This is a genomic window from Virgibacillus kimchii (genome assembly GCF_055379185.1).
In genome coordinates this window covers 2,341,181-2,360,156 of sequence record NZ_AP043951.1, presented here as the reverse complement: position 1 = coordinate 2,360,156, position 18,976 = coordinate 2,341,181, and the positions used below count along the sequence as shown (strand labels likewise).

General features: G+C 43.6%; 22 protein-coding genes. 12 read left to right on the top strand and 10 right to left on the bottom strand.

The window, feature by feature from the left end:
• Positions 1–7: 7 nt before the first annotated feature.
• The 3 genes from ACZ42C_RS11490 to ACZ42C_RS11480 all read right to left on the bottom strand — a co-directional run bounded on the left by ACZ42C_RS11490 (position 8) and on the right by ACZ42C_RS11480 (position 1,190).
• On the bottom strand, positions 8–358 hold the full coding sequence (locus tag ACZ42C_RS11490) for a hypothetical protein (RefSeq protein WP_461183369.1): 351 nt from the start codon (positions 356–358) through the stop codon (positions 8–10).
• Entirely contained in the window at positions 355–516 is a 162-nt protein-coding gene (locus tag ACZ42C_RS11485; protein ID WP_464891258.1) for a hypothetical protein, read from the bottom strand. Before ACZ42C_RS11485 ends, ACZ42C_RS11490 begins: the two co-directional genes overlap by 4 nt.
• 104 nt (positions 517–620) lie before the next feature.
• The gene (locus ACZ42C_RS11480; protein ID WP_461183371.1) at positions 621–1,190 is read right to left on the bottom strand and encodes a TetR/AcrR family transcriptional regulator; all 570 of its coding nucleotides are present in this window, start codon (positions 1,188–1,190) and stop codon (positions 621–623) included.
• Positions 1,191–1,412: 222 nt separating this feature from the next.
• Here ACZ42C_RS11480 and ACZ42C_RS11475 point away from each other — a divergent pair, with 222 nt between their 5' ends.
• Positions 1,413–2,462 carry a zinc-binding dehydrogenase gene (locus ACZ42C_RS11475; RefSeq protein WP_461183390.1) on the top strand — a complete coding sequence of 350 codons (1,050 nt, stop codon included), beginning with the start codon at positions 1,413–1,415 and terminating at the stop codon, positions 2,460–2,462.
• Between the two features lie 294 nt (positions 2,463–2,756).
• Positions 2,757–3,842 carry an MraY family glycosyltransferase gene (locus ACZ42C_RS11470; protein WP_461183372.1) on the top strand — a complete coding sequence of 362 codons (1,086 nt, stop codon included), beginning with the start codon at positions 2,757–2,759 and terminating at the stop codon, positions 3,840–3,842.
• A gap of 515 nt (positions 3,843–4,357) precedes the next feature.
• Here the strand turns inward: ACZ42C_RS11470 and ACZ42C_RS11465 are convergent.
• From ACZ42C_RS11465 to ACZ42C_RS11455, 3 genes are all read right to left on the bottom strand, one after another.
• Positions 4,358–5,407, bottom strand: coding sequence for an LCP family protein (locus ACZ42C_RS11465; RefSeq protein ID WP_461183373.1), 1,050 nt, complete (start codon positions 5,405–5,407; stop codon positions 4,358–4,360).
• 201 nt (positions 5,408–5,608) lie between these two features.
• Entirely contained in the window at positions 5,609–6,004 is a 396-nt protein-coding gene (tagD, locus tag ACZ42C_RS11460; RefSeq protein WP_461183374.1) for a glycerol-3-phosphate cytidylyltransferase, read from the bottom strand.
• Positions 6,005–6,127: 123 nt separating this feature from the next.
• The gene (locus ACZ42C_RS11455; protein ID WP_461183375.1) at positions 6,128–7,135 is read right to left on the bottom strand and encodes an LCP family protein; all 1,008 of its coding nucleotides are present in this window, start codon (positions 7,133–7,135) and stop codon (positions 6,128–6,130) included.
• Positions 7,136–7,553: 418 nt separating this feature from the next.
• Here ACZ42C_RS11455 and ACZ42C_RS11450 point away from each other — a divergent pair, with 418 nt between their 5' ends.
• The 6 genes from ACZ42C_RS11450 to ACZ42C_RS11425 all read left to right on the top strand — a co-directional run bounded on the left by ACZ42C_RS11450 (position 7,554) and on the right by ACZ42C_RS11425 (position 10,915).
• Positions 7,554–7,778, top strand: coding sequence for a DUF1659 domain-containing protein (locus tag ACZ42C_RS11450; protein ID WP_461183376.1), 225 nt, complete (start codon positions 7,554–7,556; stop codon positions 7,776–7,778).
• A gap of 33 nt (positions 7,779–7,811) precedes the next feature.
• Positions 7,812–8,030 (top strand): DUF2922 domain-containing protein, encoded by a 219-nt coding sequence (locus ACZ42C_RS11445; protein ID WP_461183377.1) that lies wholly within the window; start codon positions 7,812–7,814, stop codon positions 8,028–8,030.
• A gap of 132 nt (positions 8,031–8,162) precedes the next feature.
• Positions 8,163–8,300, top strand: coding sequence for a YvrJ family protein (locus tag ACZ42C_RS11440; protein WP_461183378.1), 138 nt, complete (start codon positions 8,163–8,165; stop codon positions 8,298–8,300).
• Positions 8,301–8,520: 220 nt separating this feature from the next.
• Positions 8,521–9,006 (top strand): DoxX family protein, encoded by a 486-nt coding sequence (locus tag ACZ42C_RS11435; protein WP_461183379.1) that lies wholly within the window; start codon positions 8,521–8,523, stop codon positions 9,004–9,006.
• Between the two features lie 161 nt (positions 9,007–9,167).
• Positions 9,168–10,220 (top strand): LLM class flavin-dependent oxidoreductase, encoded by a 1,053-nt coding sequence (locus ACZ42C_RS11430; RefSeq protein ID WP_461183380.1) that lies wholly within the window; start codon positions 9,168–9,170, stop codon positions 10,218–10,220.
• Between the two features lie 128 nt (positions 10,221–10,348).
• Positions 10,349–10,915 carry an NADPH-dependent FMN reductase gene (locus tag ACZ42C_RS11425; protein WP_461183381.1) on the top strand — a complete coding sequence of 189 codons (567 nt, stop codon included), beginning with the start codon at positions 10,349–10,351 and terminating at the stop codon, positions 10,913–10,915.
• A gap of 184 nt (positions 10,916–11,099) precedes the next feature.
• On the opposite strand, the gene ACZ42C_RS11420 is transcribed toward ACZ42C_RS11425, so the two are convergent.
• From ACZ42C_RS11420 to ACZ42C_RS11405, 4 genes are all read right to left on the bottom strand, one after another.
• On the bottom strand, positions 11,100–12,743 hold the full coding sequence (locus ACZ42C_RS11420) for an acyl-CoA dehydrogenase family protein (RefSeq protein WP_461183382.1): 1,644 nt from the start codon (positions 12,741–12,743) through the stop codon (positions 11,100–11,102).
• 20 nt (positions 12,744–12,763) lie between these two features.
• Positions 12,764–14,278: a class I adenylate-forming enzyme family protein gene (locus tag ACZ42C_RS11415; protein ID WP_461183383.1), complete on the bottom strand. Its 1,515-nt coding sequence runs from the start codon at positions 14,276–14,278 to the stop codon at positions 12,764–12,766.
• Positions 14,279–14,442: 164 nt separating this feature from the next.
• On the bottom strand, positions 14,443–14,910 hold the full coding sequence (locus tag ACZ42C_RS11410; RefSeq protein ID WP_461183384.1) for a MerR family transcriptional regulator: 468 nt from the start codon (positions 14,908–14,910) through the stop codon (positions 14,443–14,445).
• A gap of 279 nt (positions 14,911–15,189) precedes the next feature.
• Positions 15,190–15,750 carry a hypothetical protein gene (locus ACZ42C_RS11405; protein WP_461183385.1) on the bottom strand — a complete coding sequence of 187 codons (561 nt, stop codon included), beginning with the start codon at positions 15,748–15,750 and terminating at the stop codon, positions 15,190–15,192.
• 298 nt (positions 15,751–16,048) lie between these two features.
• Between ACZ42C_RS11405 and ACZ42C_RS11400 the strand changes: the two genes are divergently transcribed.
• The 4 genes from ACZ42C_RS11400 to ACZ42C_RS11385 all read left to right on the top strand — a co-directional run bounded on the left by ACZ42C_RS11400 (position 16,049) and on the right by ACZ42C_RS11385 (position 18,899).
• Complete coding sequence (locus ACZ42C_RS11400) at positions 16,049–16,477, top strand: hypothetical protein (protein ID WP_464891257.1); 429 nt, start codon at positions 16,049–16,051, stop codon at positions 16,475–16,477.
• Positions 16,474–16,755 carry a YwqI/YxiC family protein gene (locus tag ACZ42C_RS11395; RefSeq protein WP_461183387.1) on the top strand — a complete coding sequence of 94 codons (282 nt, stop codon included), beginning with the start codon at positions 16,474–16,476 and terminating at the stop codon, positions 16,753–16,755. Before ACZ42C_RS11400 ends, ACZ42C_RS11395 begins: the two co-directional genes overlap by 4 nt.
• A gap of 39 nt (positions 16,756–16,794) precedes the next feature.
• Positions 16,795–18,240, top strand: coding sequence for a ribonuclease YeeF family protein (locus ACZ42C_RS11390; RefSeq protein ID WP_461183388.1), 1,446 nt, complete (start codon positions 16,795–16,797; stop codon positions 18,238–18,240).
• A gap of 119 nt (positions 18,241–18,359) precedes the next feature.
• Entirely contained in the window at positions 18,360–18,899 is a 540-nt protein-coding gene (locus ACZ42C_RS11385) for a hypothetical protein (protein ID WP_461183389.1), read from the top strand.
• Positions 18,900–18,976: the final 77 nt, after the last annotated feature.

The following is an 18,976-nucleotide window of genomic DNA, read 5'->3' as shown; positions in this document are numbered from 1 at the left end:
TCTAATTTCAACTAAATGAACCCCTCGTCCCGGGATTTCCGTCTCTCGTTATCTCCCGCTCTTTCAAATGGGTTTTTTCCTCGACAATGCCATAATACCAGTCAACAGCAAGCTTCAGTTTGTAAACTAAATAAATGGTGAATAATAGCTGAAGGATCGTAATGGTAATGAATACGGCAACCAGGCCGGAAGTGTTGAGTATCATAATTGCGGCCAATAAAGCAGTTTGGGCTACAAATAGGATGACGGATCTTAGTGTGATCGTCAGTATAAGGGATGCGATGGCAATCGCGAAGATATAGGCGAAATCGGAAACAAAGCCTGGGTTGATTGCGGTGAGTAATGGAAATAATGTCAATGTTTTTCCCTCCCTTCCTCTTTATCGTCATCTTTGTCAGGCAGGGGGAGAGGCTTACATTTTCCCAAATCATATGCATACATAATAAAACCTGCACCCAGCCCCTTATTAATCATGCGGTCCACATCCTGTGCAGGTATTTCAAATTCATCCATCATGGCTCCCTCCTTTTCTTTATTATCTCATGAAAACAGGAGGGGAGAATTGACATAAATCAATTTTACGTTCATTTTCGCTTGGGAAATTTTAACGCAGCACGGCATCACCGTTTGCGCAAATTTACCACTTTCATATTGGATAAAACCGTCAGCTGCTTCATCATATATTCGGCAGGCTGTTCGAAGTTATGTTTGATCCAATAAAATATGAGCCCGACCGTTGCGCTTGTTTGATAATGAATGAAAAGCTCATAATTCACCTTGCCGAGTGGAGAATTGGTTTCAATAAAGATTTCCTCCGTGAAAATATGGTAAAACAGTGCTTCCATTTGTTCTTTAAAATGCTTGTTCCCACTTAAAACGGAAAATAATCTCCTGTTTTCTTCAATATGCTTGAAAATATGCTCTGTTGTTGGTGTTACCTGATGGATATGAATGGTTTCCTCGGTGAGAAAAGGAGTGAGAATGGCATCCTTTAATTCTTTTAACGTATCGTAGATCAGTTCGGCCATAAATTCTTCTTTATCATTAAAGTGATCGTAAAAAGTCGTCCGGTTGATATCTGCCTCCAGGGCAATCATTGATACGGTGATTTCTTCCTGGGAATACTTTCCCATTAACGTAATCATGGCATGTTTGATGGCAGATCGCGTTTTCTTAATTCTTCTATCCATGTACACACACTCCCATTTTGGATAAACGACAAAAATAGGAAAATTGTAGGTTAACCCTCAAAACCGCTTGAGTTGTTTAGCGGCTTTTCCATCGTCATTGTTATAATTATATTGTAAACCGTTTGTATGGCATTATAAATATACCATGCTGCAGGTTTTTGACAAACCTGTGAATGAATACGGTTGCACTATGAGAAGGGGGCTTTACACATGGGAGAAAAAATGAAAGCAGCAGTCTTTTATGATCAAAAGGATGTACGGATAGAACAAAGAGACGTGAAAGCCGTAAAAGATGACGATGTAAAAGTAAAGGTCAGCTGGTCAGGGATTTGTGGAACAGATTTGCATGAATATCAGATGGGACCTATCTTGGTACAGACCGGTGAGCCAAATGCATTAACCGGGGAACAGGCACCACTCGTGCTGGGACATGAATTTTCCGGCGTGGTTGAAGAAGTCGGCAAGGATGTTACGGATGTGAAAAAAGGCGACCGGGTCGTTGTCAATCCTGTTGTCACTTCAGGACAGCATGCACCGGAAACAGACAGATATTATGAATTCTATTCTGCGGGACTTCATACGGATGGTTCTTTTGCTGAATATGTTGTTTCACCGGCAGATAAAATTGTGCTCATCTCGAATGAATTATCCCTAGATAAAGCAGCCATGGTGGAACCTTTATCGGTAGCTGCGCAGGCCATTAAAGAAGGAGAAGTAAAAGTCGGGGACACAGTCGCTGTGTTTGGAAGCGGACCGATTGGTTTATTTGCCATCGTTGCTGCCAAAGCTGCCGGTGCCAAAGAAATTCTCGCCTTTGACTTATCCGATGAGCGCCTGCAGAAAGCGAAAGAAGTCGGAGCAACACAAATCGTGAACACGAAAGACACAGATGCTGTTTCCTATATTAAGGAAAAATATCCGGAAGGGGTGGACGCAAGCTTTGAAGTGGCTGGCGTGAAACCAACCTTTGATGCAGCTATTGCATCGACAAAGCCAAAAGGCAATGTCGTTGTGATTGCGATCCATGCCCGTGATTTCGAGTTCAATCCTATTACTTTGATGACTTCCGGGGTGAAATTATCCTCTTCCCTTGGTTATGAACATGAGACCTTTAAAAAATCCATTGATATTTTATTGGATGATAAAGTAAATGTCGATCCAATCATGACGAAAAAAATCAAGCTGGATGATTTAGTGGAAGAAGGGTTTGAATCCCTGGGCAATGATTTAAGTCAAGCGAAAATATTGGTGGAAATTGGTGGAGATAAGTAAAGCTAAAGGAAGGTCCTGCAGTGATTTTACTGTGGGATCTTTTTTGATTAAGTGGGGAAGCTTTTATTATCGGGCAGCGGTGGCCGGTCGGTGGACGCACACTCCATAGAAAAAATGGCACTTAGGCACGCATGATTACAAACCCGCCTGTAAGGGAAAAAGTGTTACGAAAAGGGTAAATTTAAGTAGGAATTTATCAATCTGGCAATATATTATTTAATACTACTATTATTTTTAAGCAAATATGGTAAAATAGATGAGAATCTTGTAGATTAAAAAGAAGCAGGTGTGACCATGTGGAATATAACAGATTTAGTCATTGCCTTTCTCATATCCGCTACAACTGCATTACTCATTACCCCATTGGTGAGCAGGCTGGCCGTGAAATTGGGAGCGGTGGATAAGCCGGATAAAAAACGCAAAAATCACAATGGGATCAGGCCAAGTATGGGTGGTCTGGCCATCTTTATTGGAGTGGCGGCAGGTTTTATGTACCTACAGCCGGCCTCCCCGGAAATGAATGCCATCATTCTCGGAGCGTTGATCATGCTCATCACGGGAATGCTGGATGATATTTTTGAATTAAGAGCGCTATATAAACTGGCGGGACAAACAGCAGCTGCTGTTACGGTTGTTTCGTCCGGATTGATTATTGAGAAATTGACGATCCCATTTATGGGTACTGTTTTTTTTAATGATTTCGTCGGAATAACATTAACGATCTTTTGGATTCTGGCCGCTTCCAATGCGATTAATTTAATCGATGGGTTGGACGGGCTTGCCGCAGGGGTTTCTGCGATTGCACTATCCAGCATCCTTGTCATGGCGGTGATCGATGCCCGCATCCTCGTCGTATATGTAACTGTTATTCTGGTAGGAAGTATTCTCGGGTTTCTCTACCATAATTTCTACCCGGCGAAAATCTTCATGGGCGACACGGGGGCATTATTCCTCGGGTATTCGATTTCGATTGTCGCCATGCTTGGATTGTTTAAAAATGTGGCTTTCTTTAGTTTTATCGTGCCGATCATTGTGATTGCCATCCCGGTGTTTGATACGATTCTGGCAATCATCCGCCGGTCCATGAACAATCAGGGAATAGCCACGCCGGATAAGGAGCATATTCATTACCGGTTAATGCATATGGGTTACACACACAGACAGTCCGTATTAATCATTTACGGATTCAGCACATTCTTTGGCTTCATGGCCATCATCTTTAACAGTGCCACCTTACTATCATCCCTGGTGACACTCGCCATCATCATTCTCGGCATCCAGCTCATCGCCGAACTGGCCGGCATCACATTTCACAACCGCCAGCCGTTGATGGACGCCTTTCGCAAAATGATCGGCATCAGAAAAATCGACCGTATGTGAATGGCAAGGTAAATCGGGTCGGCTCCTGCTGGGATATAGGGAAGCTGCAGTGCATAATGGCACTGCAGCTTTTTTGGTGGTGTAAGTTCGCAAGTAGTCGGTTTACGCTCAAGTGAAGGTGGGATCCGCTCTTGTTCCTGCGAAATTCGCTCGCTCCCGGGGATGGGTATCGCTCGCTCCGGACTAAGAGATCGATCAGAGATCAAGAAAATCGTTCCACCCAGCCAGCAACCGCTCATCAATCGAAAACATCACTCAGTGCTCAAGTTAAAATTCGCTCCACCCAGCCAGCAACCGCTCAAGATAAAAAACGTTCCACCCAAACCAAATATCGCTCATCCCCCGGCCGATTCCGCTCGCCCCGGTGCAGAAATTCGCTCGTCCCTCAGCCAATTCCGTTCCACCCCAGCCCCTTCGCACACCCACCCAGCACCCGTGCATATCCCACCCCACAACAAAAAAGCACTGTTCAAGTTGAATTTCCAACTCAAACAGCGCATAACTTTTCACTGCAATTAATATTGTCCGGATGCTTCTGATGTTTCCGGGTCGTTCTCTGACTCTGCTGTTACGGTATTCGTAATTTCCAGGTGATCCTGGAGCATGGACTTCGTTTCATTCAATGCCATTTCATCCAGCTGCCAGTAATACGTGCTGCCGGGCTGGTAATCAGTACCTTCCAGTGTCATGGTTTCAATGTCAATATTAGATCCGCTTGTGCCGTATGAAATAAAGCTTCTCATTTCACCAAAGGTCATGTTGGTTGTCATATTGGAGCCGACAGCTTCAATTACGTCATCCAATTTCAGTACGGAGCTTACGGAAGCTCCTTTATCAACGATCGCTTTAATAATGTCCTGCTGTCGTTTTCCGCGTTCAATGTCATTGTCCATTTTTCTTGTGCGTGCCAGGGCCAATGCTTCTTCCCCGTCAAGTTTCTGCTCGCCTTCCAGCAAATGGATGGCATCGCGCTGATCCATGGAATTGGACTCGGTGAATTCGTAAGGCACATCTACGGTGATACCGCCGAGTGCATCCACAACTTCGACAAAGGCATGGAAGTTAACACGGACATAATAATCAATAGGAATATCGAGTAAATTTTCTACGGTTTCTCTTGTAGCATGTGGTCCGCCATAGGCATGCGCATGGTTAATTTTAGATTCATATCCCACTTCAGGTATATAAACATAGGAATCACGCGGGATACTTACGAGATTTACACTTTTATCCTCTTTATTCAATGTGGCGACCATAAGTGCATCTGTTCTGGCCGATTCACTGTTATCTCTGTGATCATTTTCATCTATACCCATAATTAGTATAGAAACATTGTCAAATTTAGGGTCAACTTTTTCTTCTCTTAATTCGGATTTTTCTACTTCGTCTTCTTCATAAGCGTCCGACAGTACAGCGTCAGCCTTCATATATAAATAGGAACCATACCCGACAATGCCAAGGAAAACGGCAATTAATGGGATCAGGATAAAGAAGGCTCTTTTGCGCAATTTGCGCTTTTTTTTCTTTTTCACCATCCTGCTTCGCGTCATATCGTTTCTATCCATTTTGGTTTCTCCTTTAACAGTTTCCGTTATTCAATAAACCAACTTATATTGTACTATGAATCTCGGAAAAGGTAAATGCATTTTTCGTACAATATATTGATAGTTTGTAAATATGGAAAAGAATCATGCGCCGGTTAACGCGCTTCATCTGTATTAGACGTATAAAAAAAAGAAAGGATGCAGATAAATGAATGGCAATTTCTACCTGTCTTGCCGAAACAGGTCGTCTTTTATTTTGGTGGAGGAAATTCCCTTTGTTCTGGGGAGGTAAATGACTTCACAGTATGTTTTCAAATAATCAAATTTCCCTTCCCAATCATCGCCCATGACAAAAATATCTGCTTCATAACGCTGTATATCATCGGTTTTTTGTTCCCAGGAGTTTTCCGGAATGATGTGATCGACATAGCGGATGGCCTCAAGGATCATTTTTCGCTGGGCATAGGTATGGTATGCTTTCTTATTTTTCACCCGGTTAAAATGCTCGGTGGAAAGGCCGACGATGAGGTAATCCCCCAGCGCTTTTGCCCGGCGCAATATATGTATATGCCCTTCATGGATTAAGTCGAAGGTTCCGTATGTAATGACAGTCGTCATTGTAGTCACCTCAAATTTTTACGTTTCAGCATCAACTTCACAAGCAGGAGCTGAAGCTTTGTTGCTGTGCTCCGGACAAACAGGAAAGAGAGGGGGCCCGGGGTGAACCCGGGCTTTGAAAAGTTAATAAACAGGGTCCCCATCATCTTCAACATAATCACTCATATCTTCCATGGGAGACAGGTCCAGATGCTTCCGTAATTTATTTCCAATCTCATAACGGCTGTCATCCTCAACAAAATAATACCAGGCGCCGTCATCGAGATATCCGCCTTCCCCGTCAAAATTCACCATTTCAATGGACAAATCCTCCCACATGCCAAAACCTACAAAACTTTGTAATTCTTTAAAGGTAAAATTCGTCTGCATATTGCTGCCTACAGCTGTAATAACATCTTCCAGCCGTAGTATGGAAGAAATGGAAGTCGCTTTATCGGCAATGGCTTCCAAAATTTCCTGCTGCCGCTTTCCCCGTTCCACATCACTGTCCTGATACCTGGTCCGGGCAAGTGCCAGGGCTTCTTCGCCATTTAATTCCTGATATCCGGGGTATAGGTGAATGGAGTCACTCCGGTCCTGAGAATCGGATTCTTTGAACTCATACGGCACCTCAACCCTAATGCCATTAAGCGCATCAACCACCTCGACAAAACCTTCAAAATTCATGCTTACATAATAATCAACAGGAATTTCCAGAAAATCCTCCACAGCTTCCATCGATGCCCGCGGTCCTGCGTATGCATGGGCATGGTTAATTTTTGTATGGTAGCCAACCTCCGGAATATATACATAGGAGTCCCGGGGAATACTTAATAATTTGATGGATTCTTCGTCCTGATTAAACGTGGCCAGCACCATCGCGTCAGTGCGGCCCAAATCCTCACTGCGGTGCTCACTGTTGTCCACCCCTAAAAGCAGCACAGATACATGGTCTTCCACCGGATCCACTTTTTCCGCCCGCATGTCCGAAGTCTCATTTTCCCGGCCGGTATCGTCGTAGGACTCAGTGACCAGATCCTCGGTTTTATTGTACAGATAGACGGCATAACCGGTGGCGATACTTATGAGAAAAAAAAGGGGGATCCCCAGTATTAATATCCATTTAGTTAATTTGCTTTTTCGTTTAGCCATTGCTATAACTCCTTGATTTATCTTATGCCTATTTTAAAGATATTTATGTAAAAAGTACAGGGGATTTTTGGTATTTCCGGAGCAGTTTGAAGGGTACAAAAGAGAGTGGAAAATATATGTATAACTACTATACCCGAAAAGGGAGGGAGTAAAAAGGGGAGGAGGGGAATTTATGTATTTGGTTTGGAGAGGAGGGCTCGACGGTGGTGTTAATCATGGAAAAAGCGGGACTCAGCTCTAATCACCGCCTTTCCGCCAAGACCGCAGACCCCCTATAGATTTCTTGCCGAATACAAAACGCCCAGGCATTGCCTCTCAAGATTTTCCCTTGACTGATACCATTTCCCTAAAAAAATTCACAATATGCCACTATTTACCCATCCCTTGCGATTATATGGGTGAAAGGGAGGTGAAAAACATGGCCATTCAGGAAATGATGTCATCCTCATTGCAGTTGGTTTTCAGTGCCGGAATCGATGAAGAGTCCGGTGAGCCGGTTTACAGAACTAGAAGCTTCAACAATGTGAAAACCACTGCGGACGCTGAGCAATTATATGCTGTAGCCACCGCTATGGCAGGATTGCAGGAGCTTCCCCTGTACAATATTCACCGTCGGGACAGCTCTGAGATTTATGCAGAATAATTTTCAACATAAAAAGTGAAAGGAGGGATGAATATGTCTAAAAGATTGGAACTTCGATTTGAAAATTACGACGGAAGAACCGTAACCTATTCCCTGGATAATCCTATTGAGCCGGTGGATCCTGAAGCAGTCAATGCAGCCATGGATGAGATTATCAATCAGGATACGTTTACCTCAAGCGGTGGTGACCTTGTTGCCAAAATGAGCGCCCGCCTGGTTGAACGAACGGTGGAAGAAATTGAATTGAATTAATAATCCGGACCAGCGGCTTGGCTGCTGGTCTCCATTTTTACCATGAAGATTTTTTGAGCTGTGTGGTATTTCGCGCGGAATTAAGAAGTACTGCACGGGGAGGGAAATTCCATTTAAAAGGATGTGAAAATCATGGAAACCTGGGTTTCTTTTTTAACGGAGGTTGGCTTCCCAATTGCGGTAACCTTTTATTTACTGCACCGGATCGAGGGGAAGCTGAATTTGTTAATTGAATCCATACATGCACTGCCTGATAAAATGAAAGATTAGGAAACTTCGGCACAATGCCGGAGTTTTACATAAACTGTTCAGATCAAAAACCGTTTTCACGATGGGTAACTTGGAAAGGTTCAATAATTTATCACATCCTGGAGCAAAAAATTGACCTGCGTCAAAATTTCCGGTTCCCGGGGGTGTTAATATATAAGCAATAAATATTTTTTACATTATAATGTGAAGTTATTCACAAAATTAAAGGGAGTTGTTTATTATGTTCATTGATTTTCTTAGAAATAACAGAATCATTTCGGTTCTGCTTACTATATTGCGCGTATACATTGGTTATCGCTGGCTGACAGCGGGTTTTTCCAAAATAACCGGCGGCTCCTTTGATGCGGGCGGTTTTATTCAAATGGCTGCAGAGAATACGGCGGTGCCTGGCTGGTGGGCAGCATTTCTGGAGGCTGTTGCATTGCCAAATCAGGAAGTCTTTTCATTCCTTGTTATGTGGGGAGAACTATTGGTAGGAATGGCACTCATTATGGGTGTTTTCACAAACTTTGCTGCATTGATGGGGATTACGATGAACTTGTCCTTCCTGTTCAGTGGAGCGGGAATCATCGATGCACAGATGGCTATCTTGACGGTCTTTATTGCAATCGCCGGAAGTAACGCCGGCAGATATGGTCTGGACCGTTGGGCCATTCCGTTTCTTAAATCAAAAACCATTCATAAAAATCTTTCCCCGCAGATTTAAGGTGAATCAGGTATTGTAGTTAACGAGAACAAGCACTTTCCAATCAAATGGAAAGTGCTTTATTTTTAATGGAATAAAGCAGGTACTTTGGAAAAAAGCATGGGATCCTTTATAATGATTACGAAAAGTAATTATTAATTCTCGCCAAAGGTTGTGTATGGATGGAAAAATACCGCATGGATAAAAATAAACCGATGGAGTTTGGATTATATACACTCGGCGATCATTTGCCGGACCCGGTGAACGGCGGGCGGATTTCTGCAAAACAGCGGATTCATGAGATTATCGAGCTTGCTCAGCTTGCAGAACAGGCAGGGATTGATTTTTTTAGTGTCGGGGAGAGCCATCAGGACTTTTTTGCGACACAGGCACATTCCGTTGTGTTATCCGCCATTGCCCAGGCAACGGAAAAAATAAAAATTTCCAGTTCATCGACGATTGTCAGCACCCTGGATCCGGTCCGGGTGTATGAAGATTTCGCGACCATTGACTTAATTTCCAAGGGGCGAACGGAAATTGTTGCCGGCCGTGCATCCCGGGTAGGGTTGTATGACCTGTTGGGTTATGATCTGAATGATTATGAAGCACTATTTGAAGAGAAGTTTGATTTGCTGTTGAAAATTAATGAGCAGGAAGAACTCAGCTGGGAAGGGGAGTTCCGTGCTCCTTTAAAAAATGCGAGGGTACTGCCGCGGCCGCAACATGGTTCGATGCCGATCTGGCGTGCTGTGGGTGGCACACCGACCAGTGCCATTAAGGCAGGATATGCCGGGGTTCCCATGTTTTTGGCGCATCTGGGCGGACCTGTTTCTGTTTTCAAAAGGTCCATTGATGCGTACCGGGAGGCGGCTCGAACGAACGGGCATGACCCGGAGGAATTGCCGGTTTCCACAGCAGGGTTTCTTTATGTAGCGGAGACGACACAGGAGGCACAGCGCGAATATTATCCACATATTAATGAAGGAATGAAGTTGACCAATGGCAGGGGATTCCCGAAGCAGCACTTTGCCCAGGGCGCGGATGTACGGGATGTCATGAACATCGGCAGCCCGGATTTAATCGTGGAAAAACTGTTGTACCAACATGAGCAATTCGGACACCAGCGGTTCATCGGGCAAATGGATTTCGGCGGCGTGCCATTTGACAAACTCAAGAAAAACATCGATTTGATCGGCACCAAAATACTCCCCGAAATAAAAAAACACACAAAGTAGGGGGACAGTCCCCCACCACATTAAAGCGATAAAGCATGCGAAATATTCAGAATTGAGGGGTCAGACCCCCGTCGCGTTAATGTGGTAAAGTGTTTGTGGGCAGCAATGTGGAACCAAGGAGGAATTACATGAAATTGGTAGGGTTGTCCGGTTCCAATGTGGGATCGAAGACGAGAACAGCAATGAATTATGTGATGAAAAAGATAAAGGAAAAATATCCGGAGGTGGAAACCACCTTCATCGATCTAGCTGATTACGATATACAATTCAGTGACGGACGGAACTATTTGGAGTATGAAGGGGATACGGGATACGTGACAAAAGCGATCATGGAGGCGGATGCGATTGTGCTCGGTACGCCGATCTTTCAGGCATCCATCCCGGCCACGCTGAAAAATATATTTGATCTTCTTCCGGTCGACGGCCTGCAGGACAAAGTGGTGTCCATGCTTGTTACGGCCGGGTCTGCCAAGCATTATCTGATACCGGAGCAGCAAATAAAGCCAATCCTCGCATACATGAAAGCACAAATCGTGCAGACCTATGTATTTATTGAGGAAAAAGACTTTCTCCATAAGGAAATCATCAATGATGATGTATTATTCCGCATCGACCGACTGGTGGAAGACACAGCTTTATTGACGGAAACCTATTTGAAAGTCCGTGAAGCTAAGGAAGCAGAATATGGCTTTTAGGTAACAGGGCACCGCACGCTTGTGCGGTACCTGCGGGGGGCGAGCGGAGCTGCAGTGGCAGGCAGGAGCGGTGCCTGGTACTGCGCTAAATGCTCGTCCCACCGTAAAGATTTGTCACTAAAAGGGGTCAGACCCCGCAATTGCGAATATTTAGAATTGCGGGGTCTGACCCCTTTGCCCTTTGCTAGTTGTTTATGTCTGCAAATTTTGTGATGGCTGGTGGTGTTTCTGTGATCGCCTCGTGCTCCCAAGTAGCATGGAGGAAGACTTCTGCAACAGCTATTTCTCTGCTGTCTCCACCTTCCATCATTTCCAGGGCAATCACGCTTTCGAAAACAGCTGCCATTCCTTCTGCCAGTCTTTTCGTATAATAGGTCTGCATATCAGTCGAAAGCCGCTTTACCTGGGCCACGCGCTCATTCAGCCGCGTCAGCTCATCTGCTACCCGCTCCTTCCAGGCACCATCCGCCACAGTATCCAACCTCCTATTCATTTCCGCAGTAAAAATGTCATCCACCTGATATTTCCCAATCAGCCGCAAAACTTCCAACCCCAATATATTTGCCGTTCCTTCCCAGACAGTGAGCACCTGGGCATCGCGCAGCAGCCGTGGCGTGACAAAATCTTCAATATAGCCGTTCCCGCCGTGCATTTCAATGGACTCATGGGCAAAATGAATTGCCTGCTCCGCGCTTTCCTTTTTCATGATGGCCACATACAACCGGAAAAGCAACTCCTCCTCGGCCGAGGCGCCGAATTCCGCACCCATCACCCGGTCCATCAGCGCAATGACTTCAAACAGTGCCTGCAGCTCAATTTCCTGTTTTGCCGCCAAATTGCTCAACGTTTCTTTTACCATCGGATAGGCAGTCAATTTATTGCCAAATGCCTCGCGCTCCATCGCATAATCCCGCGCCTCCAAATAAGCCCGCTTCATAATTCCCAGCGATGCCACCGCATTGGAGACCCTTGATAGATTCAATGCTTCCATCATATAGTAAAAACCACGATCCGCCTCACCAACGAGATATCCCTTGGCACCTTCCAATTCCACTTCCGCAGACGGCACGGCACGAACGCCCAGCTTATCCTTCAACCGGCGGATCCGCAGCTTGCCATTTGCCCTGTTTTCCTCCCAGGGCACAAGAAAGAGGCTGAGTCCTCTGGTGCCTGCCTGCGCGCCTTCCATCCTTGCAAGAACCATAGCGACCCCGCAGGCGCCCGCGTTACTGGCAAAATATTTTTCCCCGCTGATCACATAATGACTGCCGGCCTTTACAGCTTCGACCTCATTTGCGCCCACATCCGAACCGCCCTGTCTTTCCGTCAAAAAAGTCGCCCCTTCATAGAGCTCTACGTCCCCTGTCGAAAGAACATGCGGCAAAAACTTTTCCTTTAAATCTGCGTCTGCATAGCGATCGATCAAATAAGCAGTTGCCTTACTCAAGGTAACCGGGCAGTAAAATCCCGGTTCCGCGTGGGAAAGCAGGTAGCCTTGCGCAAAAGCATACACATAATTTCCCGTTTTCCCAAGTTCCGGAATTTCCTTGTGCAAATAGCCGACAATGCCGGTATGATAGGTATCCTGTATCGTCTGCCTGTATCCTTCATTCAGCCAGACCTGCGAAACCTCACTCCCCAATTTGTCGTAACGGATCAGTCTTGGCTCCCCTTCCCGGTCCGTATGCACCGCCCGCGCATCAATTGGTCCGGCACATAATCGGCCAAATTCCTCCAACTCCCGATCCGCATACCGGAAAAAATCCCCAGGCAATTTCTCCTCGAGCAGCCGCCTTAACGTTCCATCCTCCGTGTAAAAATTACGCATTTTATTCCTCTCCCATGCTGTTATGATTTCATCTGTTTTCTTAATTGATTTTTCAAAAGCTTTCCAGTGGCATTTCTGGGTAGCGCTTCCAACTCCTCGTATAATTTTGGGATTTTGTAGGAAGCCAGTTTATCCTGTAAAAATTCCCGACAGTCCTCTGTCAGGTCTTCCATTTTTCCTTCGACCACCACAAAAGCCTTCACCGTTTCTCCCCAATCCGGATTCGGCACACCAACAACGGCTGCATCCGTAATTTGCGGGTGACTCAGCAGTTGATCTTCCACTTCTTTTGGATAAATATTCACGCCGCCGGAAATGATAATATCTTTTTTACGGTCAACGACCCAATAAAAGCCGTCCTCATCCTGCTTTGCCATGTCACCGGTATAAAGCCATTCCCCGCGCAAAGTTTCCGCTGTTTTTTCGGGATCCTTATAATATCCCTTCATATTTCCTTCCCCGCGTAAAATAATTTCCCCGACTTCACCTTGAGGCACATTGTTTCCACTTTCATCCACGATCCGGATTTCACAATGCAATGCACTGCGCTTCCCAATGCTTCCCGCTTTCTTGGCATGATCTTCAAAGGTGAGCAGCGTTCCACTAGGACCGGCCTCCGTTAAACCATATACACACATGAGACGGTCTGTCGCAAATTGTTTCTTCACAAATGACACTTCCTGTGTCGATAAAGGAGCCCCGCCGTACACCCAGTATTTCATCGACGATAAATCGAATGCTTCTATTTTCGGATGTTTGGCGCTTGCCAAATAGGCAATGGGTGCACCGAAGAAATGGGTGATTTTTTCTTTTTCCACCGTTTCAAGCAATAAATCAGGCGTAAATGTCGGCACAAGTACATGAGTTGCACCTACATAGATGCCGGCTCCCATAAATAAATGCAATGGTGCCGAATGGCTGAGCGGCATCATATGAAGGACGCGGCTCTCCGGTTTCATTTCCATTTCCACGGCAATCATGCCTGCCACGGTCAGAATGCTTCTGTAGGTGAAAACAACCCCCTTTGGATCCCCGGTAGTGCCGGAAGTGTATAGGATGGAAGCTTCATCATCTTCTGTTAAATCGCACGGTATTTCATTAGGGTTGCCGTCTGCAATTAGACTTTCCAATGACAGCCAGCCGTCCATGGCTTCTCCAGTTTTTACAAAAGTGATGCCGCCGCTGCTGTCCATGTTCCGGACACCTTCAAAAAGCATTTCATGGGTAATAAACATTTTCGCATCGCTGTGATTCATGATGTAGGCTACTTCATTCTGAACGAGCTTGGCATTGATAGGGACAATCAAAGCGCCAAGCCGCTGCACTGCAAAATACGTATATAAAAACTCCTTCGTGTTCGGCATGTGCAGTACCACTTTATCGCCTTTTTTAATACCAAGCTTCTGCAGACTGTCGGCCAACTTGTTTACTGTCACGTGCCAATCCTTATATGAAATTCGGTCTGACGGTGTAACAATCGCTTCTTTATTTGGAAATTTTCTGGCCTGATGTGCAAGTAAATCCGGTAAATTCATTTTTTTCTCCCTCCAGTTTTTAAATATGAGCAGTGTTTTGCATGCTGCTGTATGTCGGGCATTTTGAGGTAGCTCCACGCATCCTTCATTTTTTTCATCTTTTATATAAACCTCATCCGCTGTGTCTTGCTGTTTCATGGTAGATCTGGATGAACGCGTGTAACTTACTTATCACCCGATTTGTTTAATCTCTCTTCAAAATCCTCAAGCATTTTCTCCATTTCACTTCGAATGGTCACTAATTCATCAATCCGTTCCGTCACCTCCTCCACTTTTTCCCTGCCATATTCGATCGTCCGGAGCAATTGCTTTTTCCCGGAAGGATCCACATCAAAGAGCTCGATCATCTCCCGGATTTCATCGAGGCTGAAACCATATTTCTTACCCCGGAAAATAAGCCGCAGCCTGGTACTCTCCCGCTTGCTGAAAATACGCTGTCCGCCTTCAGTCCGCTTTGGATGGAGCAGCCCCAATTCCTCGTAGTAACGAATAGTTCTCGTAGTAATTCCAAAGCGCTCCGCCAACTCCGAAATCGAATACGTCTCCTGGTGCCTGTCACTTCCCGAAAAAACTCGATTTTTGTCGAATTCATTCGCGGCATTCAACTTCTCATCTTTTTCTTTCCTGCTCATGGAAAAGCTCCTTTATGGTAATTTTCCAACAACTATACCATAACATTAACGTTAACGTTAACTTCAAGGAAGATTATAAAGGGGATCAGACCCCGCAATTGAGAATATTTTGAATTGTGGGGTCTGACCCCATGAAAAAAAAGAGAAGCTAATCGACTATGTTGTCTGATTAGCTTCTGTTTATTTGTAAACATTTAAAGTTTGCAATGAGGATCTCTTAGGAGGATTTTTCTTAGAAGTAATATAAGTGGTCAGTAAAAAATCAATTTCCATGAAAAGTTAATTCATTCCCATGGTATTTTTGATACGGTGAACATCCTCCATATTTTCCCAAGTAAATTTACGTACAAGGTCCACCTTAGATGACACTTTGGTGACTTCTTCTCTGATAGAGCCGAATTCTTTTGCATTAGCAAGTTTCATACCGTCAATTTCTGCTTTTACATGCTCCTGTCCCGTCATGAGTGCATGAAGAATTTGTCCGTGCTCGTCCAGTTGAGAACTATGCTCTTCCAGTATAAGTGTATGTTCATCGAGCTTTTCCCCGTGCTCCCCGAGGATTCGTGTATGCTCATCCAGCTTTTCACCATGTTCTTTAAGCATACTTCCGTGCTCGGCCAACGTGCGAGAATGTTCATCGAGTTTCAGCCCATGCTCACCCAGTATACGTGTATGTTGATCCAGCTTTTTCCCATGCTCGTCCAGGATTCGGGAATGTTCATCAAGTTTCTTCCCATGCTCACCAAGAATGCGAGTATGTTCGTCTAATTTTTCCCCATGTTCTCCCAACGTGCCCATGATTTGTTCAAGCATGCCAATAATTTGATCTTCCTTTTCCATGTCTTTTCACCTCCTTGTGGACTCATTATATCACAAAAGAATACGAACAAAATACGACATTTTTAATGAAAACTTTAAAAAAATATGATTTTAAATCAATGCGGAACCTGCCCCTGCAAATATCTGCCAAATCAGCTACATACTTTTGACCTAAATGTCTGCCAGAAGATACTTAGTAAAGAAATAAAATGAGTCAAAAGTACCCTGTGAAAAACCTGTATTTTCCAGTATTATATAATTATTAGAATAATATGGCATCGTATGTGTGAGCGGAAAGAATTAGGTAAAAAGAGGTGGGATGATGAGTTCGGATTTGTATTCGATTCATACAGAATTGATGGAAGTGCAACGGCTCCTAGGCGCGCGGAGCATAAGTCTTGCTGATCGGAGAGAAAAATTGAGCAGGCTGCAAAAGGCGCTGACGGATTTACGTAATAATAAAAGTGATTTTTATGAAACGGAAGAAATCTGTTCCAAACCTGAATTTGCTGCAAAAACATTCCATGGAAATCATGCCAGGGATCTGACTGAGCTCAAGGAAGGGGAGTTAAGGGAAAGCTTTGCATACATTCCAAGTCGTCAGATTGCTGCAGTGGAAGATAAAATTCTGGAAAAAATAAGACTCATCGAAGGAGAAATGGGAAGTTTGGAAAGCAGTATTTCCGCCTTGGAATCCCGGCGGAGCACATTGCAGGTCAGGAAGCAGGAGGTGCGAAGTCAGACATGAGTCAGGAAATTAAGGTGGATGCTATTGTTGCAAATCGAGGCATTGCTGATATGCGTTCAGCAGCAAGTGTCATGCCAACCACAATTGCCAAGGAAATCAAAGGGGAAAACGACCTTGCAGCTGTGCGTGAATATAATGAGATCAAGCAGGAGTATGAGGACGTTTTAACACAATTCGAGAAAGTTTTTCATCAGCATTTGCAGGCAGCCGGTGAAGCGGTTGAGAAATACAGAGATACAGATCAGCATGTGGCCAATGCAATTAGAATGAAGAGTTAAGCGGATGAGAGAATGCCAGAAGCTGTGGGGGTGCAATGTTTGAAAGTTTTAGACGTGGATTCACTGATGAGCGGTGTTGAGGACGGCGTTCGGGACATTGATGATATGCACGAAAAAATAAGCGCGGTTCAGCGGTCCATTCGCGATTTTTTTGCGATGGAAGATGCGTTAAGAGGAAAAGGCGGGGATGCCATCCGTTATTTTTTCAATGAGGTTCATCAGCCTTTTCTTATTTTCCTGTATCAGTCCCTGCAGGATTATAAAACGGTACTGACAAAAATGCAAAATTCCGTGGAAGCCTTTGAACCGAACCCCAGCGGAATCATCAGACAGGATTTTCTGGAAACTGATGTGACAGATGGGTTTGATAAAGCGAAAGATCGGACGATGGCATTAACCGATGATGCAAATCGTATTATTGGAAGTGTGCAGGATTTAGTGGCAGCTGATCGGATCGATGATACTGCAGTGCTGGAAAGTGTGGATCGGGGGAAAAAGAAAGTCCGGAATATCGTGGAGGATATGAATGCGCTTGATAAGACGCAAGTGCAGGCGATGGAATCGGTGAGAGCAGATTTGCAGACGATGAAAAGTTACCTGGCGGATGTGGAGGTTAAGGTGGAGCGTGGGGATTTGTCGCCAACAGAATTTGACATAGGAACAATTAGGGATATTGATGGATATTCTACTGTGATGGATCGGATCTATAATAATGATAAAACAATTGAAAATATGTCAATGATAGAAATTGAAAAAGCAAAGAATGTGGTTATAGATGATTTAGATGAGTATGGAAAACAGGTTTTAAGTGAAGCGTATAAGGCTTTGGAGACCGGGGAGATAGATAAAAATACGTATCAATCAATTTTTAACCTTCTTTTGGACACAGAAGAAGAACTGGCAAAAGTTAAAGAACAAGATAAAAATGCTATCATACATGGAGAAGTTGTTTTTGAAGGGAGAGAAAATGGTCAGCATACAATTACTAAAGGAGTAGATGTAGATATTGAAAACTTAGGAATTGATTATAGAAAACTTCCTTTTGATGATCATGATATACATTATACAATAGAGGATGGTAAGTTTATTATTTTCAAAGATAATCCAGATCTCTATTATTATACGCAAAGTGCAAAACAAGGTAAGTTTAATTATTATACAGCAGGTGTAACTAATAGTTATGCAAAAGTATTTAGTACTGTCTATTTGAAAAAAGGCCTTGATAAGGTGCCAGGATTAGATAAGGTAATAAGTAAAATTGATCCCAAGTTAGTTGAATTTGGTAAATACGGTGGATCGTGGTGGCTTAAAGACCAAGTTCCTTACATGAAAGATATTTTAGGTGCAGAAATACCTCAAGTAGGTGATAAGGAAGTTATATTATATATAAGTGAAGATGGAGAGATCTGGGATAAAGGCGTTCGTTTTGTTGTAAAAAAAGGAGAGGAACCAATACCTAACAAATTTCATCCCAACCGTTGGTAAATTGTATATGTTATATAAATTATAATAAATACTCTCCTAATCTAATAAGAAATTGTAGTGTAGAAAAATCATTGTAAATTAAAAAATGATTGTCTGGTAGAAAAGAGGGTATTCGGATAATGAAAAATCAAAAGATGAGAAGTCGTTCAATGAAAATTGCAATATTCCTTCTTATTTTATTGTTGTTTCAAACGTTCATATGGAATGAATATGTGATTAATACAACAGCAGAGTCTGCCTTGGAAGGCGAAGAAGGAGAAAGAGGGATACTTACTGAAATTGATAGAGAGCGTTCATTTGGTATTGTTAAATTAGAGGATGGTTTTCGTGCGTATACCTTGTCTGAAGGCTTTTTGGGATGGTCAATTACTGATAACGAATTTATATCAACTGAAACAAGTGATATAATATTTAATGTAAAAAAAGAAACACTTCTAAGTAAAGGTGATAAAGAGATATATGTTATATTAATTGCTACGGATCATGAAGATGTTACTAATATCATAGCCTATGATGATAAGAATGAAGAAATTGGTTTATGGAAACAACCACATGATGGAACAAAATTGTATTTTGCTTTTAGTGAATCACCGTACCCAGAAGGCATCACTTATGAAGCATATTCTCAAGAACAATTACTGTACAAAATAACTGATTAAAATATTTTTATTTTAGAAACAGACGGAGGAAACAAATTTGAGATAATGAGTAAATTAGATATGAAATACGTACAGAT